Source organism: uncultured Sulfitobacter sp. (assembly GCF_947499945.1).
Lineage (GTDB): Bacteria > Pseudomonadota > Alphaproteobacteria > Rhodobacterales > Rhodobacteraceae > Sulfitobacter.
Genome location: NZ_CANMQD010000004.1, coordinates 311,722 through 326,599 on the forward strand (window position 1 = coordinate 311,722; position 14,878 = coordinate 326,599).

At 56.2% G+C, this 14,878-nt stretch carries 15 protein-coding genes; 4 read left to right on the top strand and 11 right to left on the bottom strand.

From position 1 onward, the window contains the following. Positions 1–23: 23 nt before the first annotated feature. From Q0775_RS16995 to Q0775_RS17005, 3 genes are all read right to left on the bottom strand, one after another. Entirely contained in the window at positions 24–1,376 is a 1,353-nt protein-coding gene (locus Q0775_RS16995; RefSeq protein WP_298863726.1) for a cytochrome P450, read from the bottom strand. Continuing rightward, positions 1,373–2,626 (bottom strand): hypothetical protein, encoded by a 1,254-nt coding sequence (locus Q0775_RS17000; RefSeq protein WP_298863834.1) that lies wholly within the window; start codon positions 2,624–2,626, stop codon positions 1,373–1,375. The genes Q0775_RS16995 and Q0775_RS17000 overlap by 4 nt, the downstream gene beginning before the upstream one ends. 72 nt (positions 2,627–2,698) lie before the next feature. Then, entirely contained in the window at positions 2,699–3,451 is a 753-nt protein-coding gene (locus Q0775_RS17005) for a cytochrome c biogenesis protein CcdA (RefSeq protein ID WP_298863729.1), read from the bottom strand. A 72-nt stretch (positions 3,452–3,523) separates the two neighbouring features. On the opposite strand from Q0775_RS17005, the gene Q0775_RS17010 reads away from it, so the two are divergent. After that, positions 3,524–3,769 carry a sulfurtransferase TusA family protein gene (locus Q0775_RS17010; RefSeq protein ID WP_298863731.1) on the top strand — a complete coding sequence of 82 codons (246 nt, stop codon included), beginning with the start codon at positions 3,524–3,526 and terminating at the stop codon, positions 3,767–3,769. Positions 3,770–3,836: 67 nt separating this feature from the next. On the opposite strand, the gene Q0775_RS17015 is transcribed toward Q0775_RS17010, so the two are convergent. Together Q0775_RS17015 and Q0775_RS17020 are read right to left on the bottom strand one after the other, a co-directional pair. After that, on the bottom strand, positions 3,837–6,572 hold the full coding sequence (locus Q0775_RS17015) for an Rne/Rng family ribonuclease (protein ID WP_298863734.1): 2,736 nt from the start codon (positions 6,570–6,572) through the stop codon (positions 3,837–3,839). 132 nt (positions 6,573–6,704) lie between these two features. Then, on the bottom strand, positions 6,705–6,839 hold the full coding sequence (locus Q0775_RS17020) for a hypothetical protein (RefSeq protein WP_298863737.1): 135 nt from the start codon (positions 6,837–6,839) through the stop codon (positions 6,705–6,707). A 309-nt stretch (positions 6,840–7,148) separates the two neighbouring features. Between Q0775_RS17020 and Q0775_RS17025 the strand changes: the two genes are divergently transcribed. Beyond that, positions 7,149–7,448 (top strand): hypothetical protein, encoded by a 300-nt coding sequence (locus Q0775_RS17025; protein WP_298863742.1) that lies wholly within the window; start codon positions 7,149–7,151, stop codon positions 7,446–7,448. Between the two features lie 81 nt (positions 7,449–7,529). Here Q0775_RS17025 and Q0775_RS17030 read toward each other — a convergent pair whose 3' ends face one another. From Q0775_RS17030 to purC, 6 genes are read right to left on the bottom strand one after another with little or no spacing between them, the layout of a single operon-like run. Then, positions 7,530–8,864, bottom strand: a complete 1,335-nt coding sequence (locus Q0775_RS17030) for a sigma-54 dependent transcriptional regulator (RefSeq protein ID WP_298863744.1) — start codon at positions 8,862–8,864, stop codon at positions 7,530–7,532. A gap of 4 nt (positions 8,865–8,868) precedes the next feature. Then, complete coding sequence (locus Q0775_RS17035) at positions 8,869–10,638, bottom strand: ATP-binding protein (protein ID WP_298863747.1); 1,770 nt, start codon at positions 10,636–10,638, stop codon at positions 8,869–8,871. 35 nt (positions 10,639–10,673) lie between these two features. Next, positions 10,674–11,342, bottom strand: coding sequence for a phosphoribosylformylglycinamidine synthase subunit PurQ (gene purQ, locus Q0775_RS17040; protein ID WP_298863750.1), 669 nt, complete (start codon positions 11,340–11,342; stop codon positions 10,674–10,676). Further along, on the bottom strand, positions 11,342–11,572 hold the full coding sequence (gene purS, locus Q0775_RS17045; RefSeq protein ID WP_298863753.1) for a phosphoribosylformylglycinamidine synthase subunit PurS: 231 nt from the start codon (positions 11,570–11,572) through the stop codon (positions 11,342–11,344). Before purS ends, purQ begins: the two co-directional genes overlap by 1 nt. A 4-nt stretch (positions 11,573–11,576) precedes the next feature. Next, a complete protein-coding gene (locus tag Q0775_RS17050; protein ID WP_298863756.1) occupies positions 11,577–11,903 on the bottom strand; it encodes a hypothetical protein in 327 nt (108 codons plus the stop codon). 59 nt (positions 11,904–11,962) lie between these two features. Next, positions 11,963–12,724, bottom strand: coding sequence for a phosphoribosylaminoimidazolesuccinocarboxamide synthase (gene purC / locus Q0775_RS17055; protein ID WP_298863759.1), 762 nt, complete (start codon positions 12,722–12,724; stop codon positions 11,963–11,965). Between the two features lie 276 nt (positions 12,725–13,000). Between purC and bmt the strand changes: the two genes are divergently transcribed. Both bmt and Q0775_RS17065 read left to right on the top strand, forming a co-directional pair. Continuing rightward, positions 13,001–14,014, top strand: a complete 1,014-nt coding sequence (bmt, locus tag Q0775_RS17060; RefSeq protein ID WP_298863762.1) for a betaine--homocysteine S-methyltransferase — start codon at positions 13,001–13,003, stop codon at positions 14,012–14,014. A gap of 141 nt (positions 14,015–14,155) precedes the next feature. After that, on the top strand, positions 14,156–14,854 hold the full coding sequence (locus tag Q0775_RS17065) for a corrinoid protein (protein WP_298863764.1): 699 nt from the start codon (positions 14,156–14,158) through the stop codon (positions 14,852–14,854). Positions 14,855–14,878 lie beyond the last annotated feature (24 nt).

The window sequence follows — 14,878 nt, forward strand, 5'->3', positions numbered from 1 at the left end:
CAGTACCAGACGCTTTGGCGTTGTTAGCGCTCGCGGCGGGTGAACGTGAGGCGAATACCGTATTTTGCCCGCACGGTCAGATGGGCAACAGGGACCGGATCAGGCCCAACATCCACATGGTAATCCCGCAAAATGCGGCTGAGGATCAGCGGCCCTTCTATCATTGCAAATCCTGCACCGGGGCACACACGCGCACCTGCACTAAATGGAATGAACGCCTCACGCTGACAAGATTTGCCGTTCTCGGTATGCCAGCGCGCAGGATCAAACCCGTCAGGATTATCCCAAAGGCGGTTGTGACGGTGCAGATGCCATGGGCTTATCACTATTTGCGATCTTTTGCGCACAGTGCGCTCCCGCATTACCTCAGGACAGGCCGCCTCGCGCACCATCATCGGCACAGGCGGATAAAGCCGAAGCGTCTCTCGAAACACATCCCGACTGAGCCGCAGCTTGCTCATCACCCTGAAATCACACATGTTCAAAACCTGCGCCTCGACCGCCAGCTTCTCCTGCCACTCGGGATAAAGCGCCATTAGGTAGAGCGTCCAAGCCAACGTTGACGCACTGGTCTCGTGCCCCGCTAGGAAGAAGATTGCCACCTGATCAACCATCTCCTCGGTGCTAAACGTCTCGCCCGTCACGGGGTCTGCTGTGGTCATAATTTTGGTGGCAAGATCGTCAGGCGCTGTTCCTGCCGCAATTTCGTCCGCCCGCGTTTGCGTGAGCTGTCGGATCAGTCCGCGTATGCGTGCCGCACTGGCGCGCGTATCACTGCCAAAGAGCCGTGGTATCCAACGCGGCATCGGTATCAATGCTGCAAGGTTCAGGATCGGCTGACTGCGTTGATAAATACGAAACGCGTCAAAAGTTTCCTGTGCCAGATGATGCTCAATGGGCAGCGAAAACAGCGTGCGAAAAATAACATCGGCGGCGACATGACTGGTCTCGGGCTCAATATCGATCTCGCGGTCCGTCATCGTTCCAAGGCGCGCTGCAGCGGCCTCAGATGCGGCCCACATGGCAGGAAATGTCTCACGCAGACGGCCCCCTTCAAAGGCGGGATCAATGATACGGCGCTGGCGCTTCCACGTCTCACCATTGGTCACAAAAACCGAATTACCCAAGAGCGGGCGCAGCCCTTCGTTCACCCGCGTGGATTTGGGAAAATCATCGGGCCGCTCTTTGAGGACACGCTTGATCAGCTCGGGTTGGTTAATCAGATAGCTGCGAAAAAATGGCGTGCGGAACTCTGCCATCCATGCGCGATACAACTTGGCAGGTTGGGCCGAGAGAATATCCGCTCGAAAGAGCTTTCCGTATTGCCACAGCGACACTTTGTCAGCGCGCGCAGCAGGTTTGGGAGGCAGTCTCATAGTGCCATATTCGTAAATTTGTTCACTGGCGTCTCAATGCGCGATTTGGAAGGCGGGCGATCACGGTAACGCGCGGCAAGGGTCATCGGCCCTGCCGTAATCTGGAAATAATCATAATCGCGCGGCGCATCGAAAGCGCACATATATTGAAAATGTAGGCGAAAGAACCTCCAGCGCAGCGCCTTCCACCGTGCTGGGCTGAGCGATTGCGTGAATGCTGCCGAAAAGACCAAGGGCCAGCGTTTGCCTGGTGGTGCCACGCCGCTTACCGCAACAGGGTCACAAAGCGCAAAGGCACAGCCGTCACCGGGTGCTGTCACATCAACCCAAGTCAACGCATCCTGCACGCTCAGATAGGCCAGATCAGCGCGCAACCGGTGCGCATTTTTTAGAAACGACACCATCGGCACCACCTGCCCCAAGCTCAAAAATGCCAAGGCAAGCCCACCTGATGGCACACGTCCCGCACGGATCAGATCAGCCAGCACAGAAATGCCAAGATGCGCACCCGATGAATGGCCCACAACAAGAACCTCATCCACATCTGAGGCCAAGGCCTCCGCTATGGCATCGCCGAACTCAGACATCCGCGCCTCAAGCGCGGGCGTGTTCGCCCCCAGTGTTGCGGCGCCAAAGGCGTAGTCATGCATAAGGTAATAGGCAAAAAACTTGCCGTCTTTCTTTTTGAACCACCGCAAGGCCCATACCGCTGTCGCCGCCCACACAAACAGTTTGACCACCTCCAACGCAGGCGCAGAGTTCGGCCCCAAAACGTAAGGAAGAAGGTCAAGCGACCCTGAAACCAGACGGCCTGCGACGATTGCCAGCACCAATTGAAGCACAAGCAAAAAGACAGGATAGAGCGCGGCCAACACTGGCCCTTTGCGCAGCCGCATTAAACGCCATAGTGCGCCAGACCCGATGTAGACCCAAGCCGTGCGCACAAGTTGCAAGTAGGTCGCGGGAATAGAGGTATCCATGCTCTCGCGCACAATGTCGGACCAGACCAGTACATCCACAGAAGCATCCACATCCGCCCCGTCTATCAAGCCTTTGACATCCCAACCATAGCGTGTGCCACCCTGCCGTCCCGTCAGAGATATCCCATAGCCAGAAATCTCGGCCTGTTTAGCAGATTCAGTGCGATACAGCTCACGGTATCGACGCGGATGAATCGGATCGTAGCCCGGAATATAGAACACGGCCCGCTTGGTAACGGGCTTGTCCAGAATATGCGCGGGGGCTGCCATGGGTCTGCTGCGGGCCTCATCTTGGTTCGGCATATGCTAGCGCGGCTTTTCGGCCAAAGTAAGGCTTTTGCCTTAACCAAGGCTTCCCAAAGCTGGAAAGGTCTCAAGCAGCCAGAAGCTGAAGGTGGAAAACGCCCCTGTGAGCATGGCAACACCAACGATTAGCAAAAGGACACCCATGCAGCGCTCAATCAAGGTCATATGCTTTTTGAGCTTGTTCATCACGCCAACTGCACGAGTCATAAACATCGCCGCCAGCAGGAAAGGAATACCCAAACCCAAGGCGTAGATGCCCAAAAGCAGCGTGCCCCGTGTGACCGAAGCCTCGGAGGCGGCCAGAGATAGGATCGCCCCCAGCTGTGGCCCGATACAGGGCGTCCAACCGAAAGCAAAGGCCAGCCCCAACACGTAAGCGCCAAAGCTTGAGCCGCCTTTGTCGCCCGCATCCATCCGCGCCTCACGGTCGAGGAAGGAAATGCGATAAATGCCAAGGAAGTGGATGCCGAAGATGATTACCACAATCCCGGAAATCTGGCTGAACAGGATCTGGTTTTGCAAGAAAAATGCCCCAAAGGCCGAGGCAGTGAAGCCGAGGATCAGAAAAACCGTGCTGAGGCCCATCACAAAGAACAAGGCCGCGATGATGGCACGCCTGCGTGCAGATCGCTCGGACCCCATATCATTGAGGCTCACCCCGCTCATATAGGCAAGATAGGGCGGCACAATCGGCAACACACAAGGCGACAAAAAGCTCACGATTCCCGCCAACAAGGCGATGGTCATGGCAGGCAGTAGACTTGCGTCAATGATTTCGATTCCAAACATGAGCTACAGCTATACCGATCGCTGCACCGCGTCACCTGCCACAGTGTCACAAGGTTGTGGACAGAGTGTAACATGCGGCCTACATCGCGCAGTATGATACATGAACTTGATGCCACAGGGCTGCTCTGCCCCCTTCCCGTTCTAAAAGCGCGCAAACGCCTGATGGCCATCACCGTGGGTGACCAGCTGCGCATGCGCGCCGATGATCCTGCCGCCGTGATCGATGTGCCGCATTTCTGTGCGGAGTCTGGTCATAAGCTGATCGAGAGCACGCAGGACGGTGATGTACAAATCTATCTGATCGAAAAATCGGGTTGAAATTTGGACACCCAAAGCAAAAAGGCAGACCCGAAGGCCTGCCTTTTTATGTTTCATCACTTAAAGATTAGCGGCCCAGTGACCACCACCCCTTGCGACGTGGTTTAGCTGGCTCTTCTTCTTTTGCCACCTCGGGCTCCAGCTTGGGAGCAGCTTCGACAGCCGGTTCCGGGACGACTTCGGCTTTTGCAACAGGTTCAGGTGCTGGCGCTGCTGTCGCAACAGGCTCTGGTGCTGTTTCTGCAACAGGTGCAGCAACTGCTTCAGCTTCGGCAACGGGCACTACCTTTGGCTTGCGCGGTGCGCGGGTACGCTTCGGCTTTGGCTTTTCTTCCGCTACAGGTGCTTGCTCCGCAGCAGGCGTTTCTGCTACCGCATCAGCCTCGGCAGCAGGTGCTGCTTTTGGCTTGCGCGGTGCACGTGTGCGCTTGGGCTTCGGCTTCTCTTCCGGCGTAGCAGTTTGCTCGCCAGATGTCTCCGCGTCGGGCGCAGCAACAGCCTCTACAGAGGCACCGGCCTCTGCCACAGCCTCTTTGGGCTTACGGCTCCGTGAGCGGCTGCGAGGCTTCGGTTTCTTCTCTTCACCCTCGGCAACTGAGGCGTCAACGTCAGAAGCATCCTGTGCAACCACATCTGTTTTGCCTTCACCCGCGCCGTCTTCATCAGACTGGTTCTCGTCTGACGACTGGTTCTCGTCCTGCTCGGAGCGGCCACCACGGCTGCGACGACGACGACGACGTTTGCGCTTGGGCTTGGCTTCCCCGTCCTCACCCTGCTCTGTGGTTTGAGCAGTATCAGGCGTGCTTGTTGCGGCCTCGTCCTCTGCCAGAGCTGCGGCTTCGGCAGCTTCCGCTTCGGCTGCGTCAGCTTCGTCGATCTTATCCATCAAAGAGGTATCAACCGACACGATGTGCGATGATTGCTGAACCACACGTGTCGCCGTCTTGAACTTCTCCATAGAGAAATCAGGGCTGACCAGATGCGGGTCCCCTTCGATCCGTACGCTCAAGCCATACCGCACTTCGATATTGGCGATATGCTCACGCTTTTGGTTCATCAGGAAGTTGGCAATGCCCACAGGGGCCTTGATCAACACTTCGCGGGAGCGGCGGCGCGTGCCTTCTTCCTCAATCGTGCGCAGGATCGACAAAGCTAGGTTATCGTCCGAACGGATAAGGCCCGTGCCATGACAGGCATGACAAGGCTGTGTCGTTGCCTCAATCATACCGGGGCGCAAACGCTGGCGCGACATCTCCATCAGGCCAAATCCGGAGATGCGGCCAATTTGGATCCGCGCGCGATCTGTCTTGAGCTTGTCTTTGATCAGCTTCTCGACGGAGGCGTTGTTGCGGCGCTCGTCCATGTCGATAAAGTCGATGACGATTAAGCCTGCAAGGTCACGCAAGCGCAGCTGGCGTGCTACTTCGGCGGCAGCTTCAAGGTTAGTTTTGAGCGCGGTCTGCTCAATACTACCTTCTTTGGTTGCACGGCCGGAGTTCACGTCAACCGCGACCAAAGCTTCGGTCGTGTCGATTACGATATACCCGCCAGAGGGCAGCTGAACCGTTGGATTGAACATTCCCGCCAAGTAGGCCTCAACCTGATAGCGTGCAAAGAGCGGCAGGTTTTCCTCATAGCGCTTTACGTTTTTCGCGTGGGACGGCATGATCATTTTCATGAAGTCCTTTGCGATGCGGTAGCCGCGCTCTCCTTCCACAAACACCTCGTCGATATCGCGGTTATAAAGGTCGCGGATCGAGCGTTTGATTAAGTCGCCTTCTTCGTAGATCTTAGCAGGTGCGATGGACTTGAGGGTCAGCTCGCGGATTTGCTCCCACATGCGTTGCAGGTACTCATAGTCGCGCTTGATTTCGGCTTTTGTGCGCTTGGCACCCGCCGTGCGTACGATGAGGCCCGCACCCTGTGGCACTTCAATCTCTTGCGCGATCTCTTTGAGCTTCTTGCGGTCCGGTGCGTTTGTGATCTTGCGGGAGATACCACCACCGCGCGCCGTGTTGGGCATCAGGACGCAGTAGCGACCCGCCAGCGAGAGGTATGTCGTGAGAGCAGCACCCTTGTTCCCGCGCTCTTCCTTGACGACCTGGACCAGCAGGATTTGACGGACTTTGATAACTTCCTGAATCTTGTAACGACGTGCACGCGGTTTGCGCACGGGGCGGATATCTTCGCTGTCGTCCTCATCGGCAACAGATTCAATGTCGTCGTCTTTCTCGGAAGCCGACGCTTTGTCGTCCTCCTCATCGTCACTATCAGAATCGTCAGACTCTTCCGGTGTCTCTACGGGCGTCTCTTTTACCCGCTCCATTGGTGAGGAAGCCTCATCTTCCGAGACTTCAACTTCGTCGTCCCCGTCCAGATCGACAGTTTCCATGCCCTCAATCTCGGTTGATGTCTTTGCATCATCCGTGACGGCATCCTCGGCCTTGGGTTTGCGCGAACGAGAACGGCGCTTTGGCTTCTCGTCTTCGTCATCCTTGGCGGCCTGCGCTTCGGCATAGGCACGCTCCTCGGCCAGCAGCGCCTCACGGTCCGCGACAGGGATCTGATAATAATCAGGGTGAATTTCAGAGAACGCGAGGAAGCCATGGCGATTCCCGCCATAGTCCACGAAGGCCGCCTGCAGCGACGGCTCAACGCGCGTCACTTTTGCAAGGTATATGTTACCAGCTAGCTGGCGGCGGTTTTCAGATTCGAAATCGAATTCTTCGACTTTGTTTCCATCAACCACAACAACGCGGGTCTCTTCCGCGTGGGTGGCATCGATAAGCATCTTTTTAGGCATTTTACTCTTTTGCACAGGCGCGAACGTGGCGGCCTCCCGGGGGGTGCCGAACGGTGCGATATGTGTCTTGTCAGGGCGATTGGTGACGGCACAGCGGTGAGCTGGCCCTGAGGGCCGCTCCCGATACTGTATTCAGCTCTTGCGCGCGTCATCGCGGTTCTTCTCCGATGCGGGACCCATACCCTGCTTAAGCAAGGCATGCCGCGCATCCATTAAAAACTGTGTCATCTCGGGCGCTTGACCCTCAATATCCAGCAGCGTCTGCATTGCCGTTTCCGGCACGATCGGTCTGTTGCACGTCGGCGTATGCCTGCAGCAACAGCGAAACTCATATCTGGGCCACAACCATTGCGTGTAACGCGTAAGCGGCCCGTACTCCTAAATAAGAGCACGCAGCGACCAAACACAATGGGCAATCACATCAAATCCCTGCAAATCGAATGAAGGTGATAATTCAATTGGCATTTGTCTCTTTAAACTTCAGCACAAGTTATTGCTGTCGACCCCGTTTGCGCATACAGTCGCCCGCAACAATAAAGGTGTTTATGCGCCTATTGGTGTACTTTAGGAGACAATATGCGATATTTTACGCGCCCTGCCCTGATCCTTTGCATGGCAACTATGGCTTTGACTGCTTGCGATCCGGCAGAATTCGATTCCGATCCTGATGTACGCCGTGATGCGCGCGCAAATCGCAAATGTGTGATCGCTGTTAAGGCACAGACAAAAGACGAGGCCTCACAACTCAATACCACATTACCAATTGTCGAAGTAAACCAGTACATCGTCGATGCCCCAACCCTGCAAGAACGCTGGATGTGCCGCACCGATGACGCAGGTGAGCCAACACAGCTTTACCGCCTCGGTAAAGGCTGAAACGTCTTCACAAAGACGGACATAGAGAAGGGGCACATCACATGGTGCGCCCCTTTTTCAATTCCAAAGGCCTCGATCACCCTAAAGGTAATCTGATCGCGACAGTTGGTACTTCGCCATCTTCTCGTTCAGCGTACGGCGCGGCAGACACAACTCCTCCATCACACTCGCAATAGAGCCTTTATGACGACGCATGGTGTTGTCGATCAGCATGCGCTCGAAGGCTTCAACGTATTCCTTCAGCGGCTTGCCTTCGGTCGTCATCACAGGCTGCATCTCGTCATGCTCGCTCATCAAAAGCGACGCGATTGTGCCAGAGCCGCGCCGCGATTGTAGCACTGCGCGCTCCGCAACGTTGATGAGTTGCCGCACATTACCGGGCCACGGCGCTTGCAACAGCTGTGCGGCCTCTTGTGCGGTCACTTGGGGCGCTTCGCATCCATATTCATCGGCAAACTGATCGCTCAAACGGGTGAACAGCGTCAGGATATCTTCGCCGCGCTGCCGCAACGGCGGTACAGTGATCCGCAAGGCAGCCAAACGGTAGAACAGATCAGAGCGCAGAACATCCTCGGACGTGCGCCCCGCCTCCTGCAAGTTCGAGATCGCAACGATCCGCGTCTCAGCAGGAGTGCCCTGCTCGTTGATCACCGACAACAGCCGCGCCTGCAATGTCTCTGACAGAGCCTCGATATCCTCCAGCACCAACGTCCCGCCGCGCGCCTCTTCAATCGCGGGCAGTTGCGCATCCTCGGGCTGCATCGGGCCAAAAAGACGTTTGGACAGTGCGTCTTCCTCATAGGCCGAGGCACTCACCAGTACAAATTTCTTACCCGCACGCGACCCTACGGCATGCAGCGCATGTGCGACCAAGGTCTTGCCCGTGCCAGTCTCACCATCAATCAGGACGTGGCCATCAGCCTGCCCCAGATCAAGAATGTCCTCGCGCAAACGCTCCATCACAGGGCTTTGCCCGATCAGCTTTTTCATGAGCTGGCCACCGTCTGACAGTTCACGGCGCAGCAATCGGTTGTCCATCACCAGACGGCGCGTCGCGGTGGCCTTTTTCGCTAGTTCGGACATGCGATCGGGGTTAAACGGCTTTTCCAGAAAATCGAACGCGCCGACACGCATCGCTTCTACCGCCATTGGCACATCGCCATGGCCAGTAATCATAATGACAGGCAGAGCTGAATCCGAGCCCATCAGCTTTTTGAGAAACTGCATTCCGTCCATTCCAGGCATCTTGATATCGGAAATCACGATACCCGGATACTCTGGTCCAAGGACCTTTAGCGCATCTTCGGCGCAGGCGAATGTCTCGGTGTCATACCCCGACAGCGCCAGCCACTGGCTGATCGACTGACGCATATCCTGTTCATCATCGACAATCGCAATTTTCATCGCCTGTGCCATAGTTTTACTCCGCCGCCTGTGTTTCTTTTGTGCCGTCATGTATTGGCAATTGCATTTCGAATACCGCGCCGCCGCCCTGACCATTACGCGCCGTCAGGCGCCCGCCCAGATCGCTCACGATCCCCGATGAAATGGCAAGGCCAAGCCCCACCCCGTCACCGGGCTGTTTTGTAGTGTAGAATGGCTCGAAGAGCGCATCCAAGTCCTCAATACCCGGACCGTTATCGCGCACGGTCAAAGTTGCTGTCTCCCCCGCGCTCAAAATGATCTCCACTTTAGGGTTCTTTTCAGACTTGGTGGCATCGAGAGCATTGCGCAAGAGGTTGACCAAAACCTGTTCGATCCGCATGCGGTCCCCAAGAGTGTAAACTGGATCCTCTGGCAGGATGCGGGCAATCTGGACTTGACGCTGGCGCAGCTGCGGCTCCATCATGCTGAGCGCCGAGGCCAAGGCATCTGCCATATTTACGGGAGAAAACACCTCTTGGCCCTTACGGGCATAGGATTTCAGCTGCCGTGTAATCGCGCCCATCCGCTCAATCAGGTCATCAATCCGCTGGAAAGAACTGAGCGCTTCCTCGGGTCTGTTGCGGCGCAGCAAAAGCCGCGCACCCGCCAGATAGGTCTTCATCGCCGCAAGTGGCTGGTTCAATTCGTGGCTCACCGCCGCCGACATCTCGCCCAAAGCGGCCAGCTTGCTCGACTGCTCCAGCGTTTGTTCGGCCACGGCAAGTGTCTCTTGCACGCGCTTTCGCTCGGCAATTTCACGCTGTAGGGCCGCGTTCAATGCGCGAAGCTCTGCCGACTCGCGTTGGAAGATGGCCGCACGCCCTGCTGTCCGCCTGCTCAAAAAGTAAAAGGTTAGCGCCAGAAGAATCGCAAAGCCCATAACTTCGAGGGCCAACACACCGTTCACGCGCTCCCGAACGCTGGCGTATGTTGTATAACTCACCATGCGCCAGCCGCGGAAATTCACCCGCGCATCCAGCCGCATAACAGCCTCGCCTTGTAAATACGCATCCGGCGGAAGTGCCGTCCAGTCCGCGGTAGCTTGAATAGCACGCTCAATCGCACTCTGCGGCGTCTGGTTTGCCAGCGCCTCCTCTTCGGTCTTGCCGCGCCATCGGGGTTCGGTTGCTAGGATGATCTCGCCAGTGCTGCTGGTCACTATCACGGCATCCGAGATGCCAGCCCAAGCGCGCTCAAATTTCTTGAGGTCTACTTCAACAGCGATCACACCAACAGTCGTGCCACCGTTCTGAATACGACGGGAGTAGAAAAAGCTATAGCCGCCCGTATCCTGTAATATCGTGCTAAAGATCGTCGCGTTGGAGCGGATCGCATCGACGAAGTACGGCTCTGCACGGTGCGAGGCGCCAAGGCGGTTGCGATCTGTCGCGGCCACTGTGCGCCCATCCGTGTCCAGCAGCATCAGCGAGGCTGCACCAATCTCTTCAACAAAGGAAATCAACCGCTGGGTCGAGAGGGAGTAATCCGCACTCTCCAACGCTGCAATCAGCGTGGGGTCACGCGCCAATAGTTGCGGCACAATCGCGTTTTGTCGCAACTCCGCCAGAAGGTTACCGCCATAGAGTGCGATACGAAGCTCGGCACGGTTTCGCGTACTTTCGGTAAATCGGTCAGTAAGTAGGCGGTTCGTGATCGAAATCACGCCCACCGCAAAGATCAGCATGACAAACAGCGCGACGCGCACCCGCCAGCTGATCGCGGCGGGTTTCCATGGCAGGTCAGCGTCTGAACGTTCATCACTCATGCGAATACCCTATCACAGAGCACTGCATGCTCAAGTCAGGCTGTCGTCAACGCACCCGCCAATGCGCGGAAGAGCGCCACCCCGTCGGTGCCGCAATGTCCCGCGTCCGCCGCCCGCTCGGGGTGCGGCATCATCCCCAGCACGCGGCGGTTATCGGACAGGATGCCTGCAATATCGGCCTGCGCCCCGTTCGGGTTGTCAGTATAGGTGAAGGCAATACGATCCTCACCTTTCAGACGGGCAATTGTTTCGGCGTCAGCAAAGTAGTTGCCATCGTGGTGGGCGATCGGAATATCGATCACATCACCGGCGTTATAGCCGTTGGTATAATCAGACGCCGAAGTCTCGACCTTAAGGCCAACCGTCTTGCAGATATATTTAAGACCTGCATTGCGCAGCAGCGCACCGGGCAGCAAACCCGTCTCGGTCAGAATTTGAAACCCATTGCAGATCCCCATGACATAGCCGCCACGCGCCGCGTGGTCAGCAACAGATTTACAAATTGGTGAATTAGCAGCAATTGCCCCGCAGCGCAGATAGTCGCCATAAGAAAAGCCACCCGGAATTCCGACAATATCGATACCATCAGGCAGGGTACTGTCCTTGTGCCAAACCATGGTAACATCGGCGCCCGCCTGTTCGAATGCGACGGCCAGATCACGGTCACAGTTCGACCCGGGGAATACAATGACTGCTGCGCGCATCAGGACATCTCCACCGTGTAGCTCTCGATCACGGTATTCGCGAGCAGCTTTTCGCACATGCTTGTCACATCCGCCTCGGTTGTCCCCTCGGCCAGATCAAGCTCGATCACTTTGCCCTGACGCACGCCCTGAACACCGGCAAATCCCATCGCACCAAGCGCGTGGCGCACGGCCTCGCCCTGCGGGTCCAACACGCCGTTCTTCAACATTACATGCACACGTGCTTTCATTTCTTCACTCCATTTCTGCACCAGAACCAGCGATGACAGCGCAACTCCATCCGTCATACACCCAGCCCAGCGAACCCAATCTCAATAAAAACCATTCAGTGACCATATCAAACGCAGCTGACGCTACTTCTGAATGGTGCACCATCTCCAACCAGTCAGGACCACCATCATCACTCAGCAATACACGGACCAAAAAGCCTTTTTCGCCAAACACTTCTGTCACGTCTTTTTGTGATACAACATCCGTCAGCGACGGATCAGGATAGCAAAAGTGCGACACTTCGCGCCCCGCACTCCCGTCGTCGCCATGCCCCCCTAGGTTGCCGCGCACTACGTCATTAGACGCCGGCCACCCTATTGGCGCTCCAGGCTGATCGACATCAAGCTCCATCAGTTAATCAGCGTAGGCTTTGTAATCGGCGTGGAAGTCTTGGGCATGACGCCCAAACGTGTGGCAACTTCGGTGTAAGCATCCGTGAGTGAGCCAAGATCGCGGCGAAACACATCCTTGTCGAGCTTTTGACCTGTCTCGATGTCCCACAATCGGCAGCTGTCAGGCGAAATCTCGTCCGCCACGATCAAGCGCTGGAATTCGCCATCATAAACACGGCCCACTTCGATTTTGAAATCGATCAGCTTGATGCCAACTCCATACATGATCCCCGACATGAAATCGTTTACGCGCAACGCAAGGCTCAGTATATCATCCATGTCCTGCTGGCTGGCCCAGCCAAAGGCCGCGATATGCTCTTCGGATACCAGCGGATCACCGAGGGAATCGTCTTTGTAAGAATATTCCACAATCGGGCGCGGCAGTTGCGTCCCTTCCTCGATGCCCAACCGCTTGGACATTGTACCGGCGGCATAGTTGCGCACGATGATTTCCAGCGGCACGATCTCGACCTGCTTGATCAACTGTTCGCGCATGTTGAGACGTTTGATAAAATGTGTCGGTACGCCGATCTGGTTCAATCCCGTCATGAAATACTCGGACAAGCGGTTGTTCAACACGCCTTTTCCATCAATCACGGCCTTTTTCTCGGCATTGAAGGCAGTAGCATCATCCTTAAAGTACTGAACGATTGTACCCGGCTCTGGGCCTTCATACAGAATCTTCGCTTTGCCTTCGTAGATTTTTTTGCGGCGGGCCATGGGCGTCCCCTGTATTTGCGAGGCGCGGGGGAGTCCCACTGCCCTGTTATGCCCCTCTTAGTGCACAGTGCAGGGTGCTGCAAGCATCTGCCCGTCCTCTCCTTAGATCAAACCTGATATCTTCGACGATTGGCCTATCTTTCAACCTGCGACACACCACCTCATTAGCGGTCTACTTCATAATCATAGTGAAGATTATGAACTTGCTCTCAACACGCCGCCGTGGAAAAAAGCGCAGTCCTTTTAAAGCACAGCCCTTTCAGTGGAGCCTTCGACATGACGAATCCCCTTACCGAACTTCTCGCGCAAAAAGGCGTTCTTTTGGCTGATGGTGCGACCGGCACCAATCTTTTTAATATGGGGCTGATGTCGGGGGAGCCGCCGGAGTTCTGGAATACCGACAAACCAGAGAATATTCTTACGCTTTACCGTGGCGCTGTGAACGCAGGCTCCGACATATTTTTGACCAATAGCTTTGGCGCAAATGCATCACGCCTCAAACTGCACAATGCCCAGAAACGAGCGCACGAGCTGAGCCGTGTCTCCGCAGAACTGGCGCGTGAAGTGGCAGACACCGCCGGTCGTAAAGTTATCGTCGCAGGCTCAGTCGGGCCAACAGGCGAGATTATGGAGCCTGTCGGTACTTTATCCCATGCCACAGCAGTCGAGATGTTCCATGAGACAGCAGACGGTCTAAAAGCTGGTGGGGCCGATGTTGGCTGGCTTGAAACAATTTCTGCCCCCGAGGAATACCGCGCTGCCGCCGAAGGCTTTGCCCTTGCTGGCTTGCCATGGGTCGGCACGATGAGCTTTGACACCGCAGGGCGCACGATGATGGGTATGACCTCAGCTGCTATGGTCGAGATGGTCGAAGAAATGGAGGGCGGTCCACTCGCGTATGGCGCAAATTGCGGAACAGGTGCATCCGATCTGCTGCGCACTGTGCTGGGATTTGCCGCGAAGGAGGGCAAGTTGCCCATCGTCGCAAAAGGCAACGCAGGCATCCCGAAATACGTCGAGGGCCATATCCACTATGATGGCACGCCAGAATTGATGGCGACCTATGCGATCATGGCACGCAACTGCGGCGCACAGATCATCGGCGGTTGCTGTGGCACCATGCCTGTCCACCTTGAAAAGATGCGCGAAGCACTCGACACACAACCCAAAGGCGACAAGCCCGAATTGGCAGAAATTGCCGCCGCATTGGGCGCTTTTTCCTCAGAGAGTGACGGCACCGACGGCAATGCCCCTACCCGCGCACCGCGCAAAGGGCGCAGGCGCGGCTAAGGCCCTAAATCCGAAGCGGTTCTGCGGCCCCGCGTCGCGGTTTGAAGCTGTGTTGTCGCAAACGCTTTAGTATTTTCATCCGTCTCTGCCAAAACTGATCCAAAGCCAAGGCCACACGGCCCGCCACGTAAAGGGAACACCATGTCTGAAGAAGACGATATCATCCTTGCCGATCTGGACGACGAAGAGCTGGTCCAGCAGATGTTTGACGACCTCTACGATGGTCTGAAAGAAGAAATCGAGGAATCCGTCAATATCCTGATCGCACGCGGTTGGGCCCCTTATGATGTTTTGACCAAAGCGCTTGTTGGTGGGATGACAATCGTTGGCGCAGACTTCCGCGATGGCATCTTGTTTGTGCCCGAAGTGCTATTGGCCGCAAACGCAATGAAGGGTGGTATGTTCATTCTCAAGCCGCTGCTGGCCGAGACAGGTGCACCGCGCGTCGGCAAAATGGTCATCGGCACGGTTAAAGGCGACATTCACGACATCGGCAAAAACCTCGTCTCAATGATGATGGAAGGTGCGGGTTTCGAAGTGGTCGATCTGGGCATCAACAACCCCGTTGAGGCCTACCTAGAAGCGCTGGAAAAAGAAGGCCCCGACATCCTCGGCATGTCCGCCCTTCTGACCACCACAATGCCCTATATGAAAGTTGTAATCGACACGATGGTCGAGCAAGGTATTCGCGATGACTATATCGTGCTGGTCGGTGGCGCGCCGCTGAACGAAGAATTCGGAAAAGCCATTGGCGCAGACGCCTATTGCCGTGACGCGGCTGTCGCAGTTGAGACCGCCAAAGAATGGGTCGGCCGCAAGCATAACAGCGCGAACGCCTGAACCAGTAAAGTGACCCGATCAAAG

Excerpts from the sequence above, each read along its gene's own strand:
- Q0775_RS16995 (WP_298863726.1), bottom strand. The coding sequence starts at position 1,376 with ATGAGACTGCCTCCCAAACCTGCTGCGCGCGCTGACAAAGTGTCGCTG.
- Q0775_RS17000 (WP_298863834.1), bottom strand. The coding sequence starts at position 2,626 with ATGGCAGCCCCCGCGCATATTCTGGACAAGCCCGTTACCAAGCGGGCC.
- Q0775_RS17005 (WP_298863729.1), bottom strand. The coding sequence starts at position 3,451 with ATGTTTGGAATCGAAATCATTGACGCAAGTCTACTGCCTGCCATGACC.
- Q0775_RS17010 (WP_298863731.1), top strand. The coding sequence starts at position 3,524 with ATGCGGCCTACATCGCGCAGTATGATACATGAACTTGATGCCACAGGG.
- Q0775_RS17015 (WP_298863734.1), bottom strand. The coding sequence starts at position 6,572 with ATGCCTAAAAAGATGCTTATCGATGCCACCCACGCGGAAGAGACCCGC.
- Q0775_RS17020 (WP_298863737.1), bottom strand. The coding sequence starts at position 6,839 with ATGCAGACGCTGCTGGATATTGAGGGTCAAGCGCCCGAGATGACACAG.
- Q0775_RS17025 (WP_298863742.1), top strand. The coding sequence starts at position 7,149 with ATGCGATATTTTACGCGCCCTGCCCTGATCCTTTGCATGGCAACTATG.
- Q0775_RS17030 (WP_298863744.1), bottom strand. The coding sequence starts at position 8,864 with ATGGCACAGGCGATGAAAATTGCGATTGTCGATGATGAACAGGATATG.
- Q0775_RS17035 (WP_298863747.1), bottom strand. The coding sequence starts at position 10,638 with ATGAGTGATGAACGTTCAGACGCTGACCTGCCATGGAAACCCGCCGCG.
- purQ (WP_298863750.1), bottom strand. The coding sequence starts at position 11,342 with ATGCGCGCAGCAGTCATTGTATTCCCCGGGTCGAACTGTGACCGTGAT.
- purS (WP_298863753.1), bottom strand. The coding sequence starts at position 11,572 with ATGAAAGCACGTGTGCATGTAATGTTGAAGAACGGCGTGTTGGACCCG.
- purC (WP_298863759.1), bottom strand. The coding sequence starts at position 12,724 with ATGGCCCGCCGCAAAAAAATCTACGAAGGCAAAGCGAAGATTCTGTAT.
- bmt (WP_298863762.1), top strand. The coding sequence starts at position 13,001 with ATGACGAATCCCCTTACCGAACTTCTCGCGCAAAAAGGCGTTCTTTTG.
- Q0775_RS17065 (WP_298863764.1), top strand. The coding sequence starts at position 14,156 with ATGTCTGAAGAAGACGATATCATCCTTGCCGATCTGGACGACGAAGAG.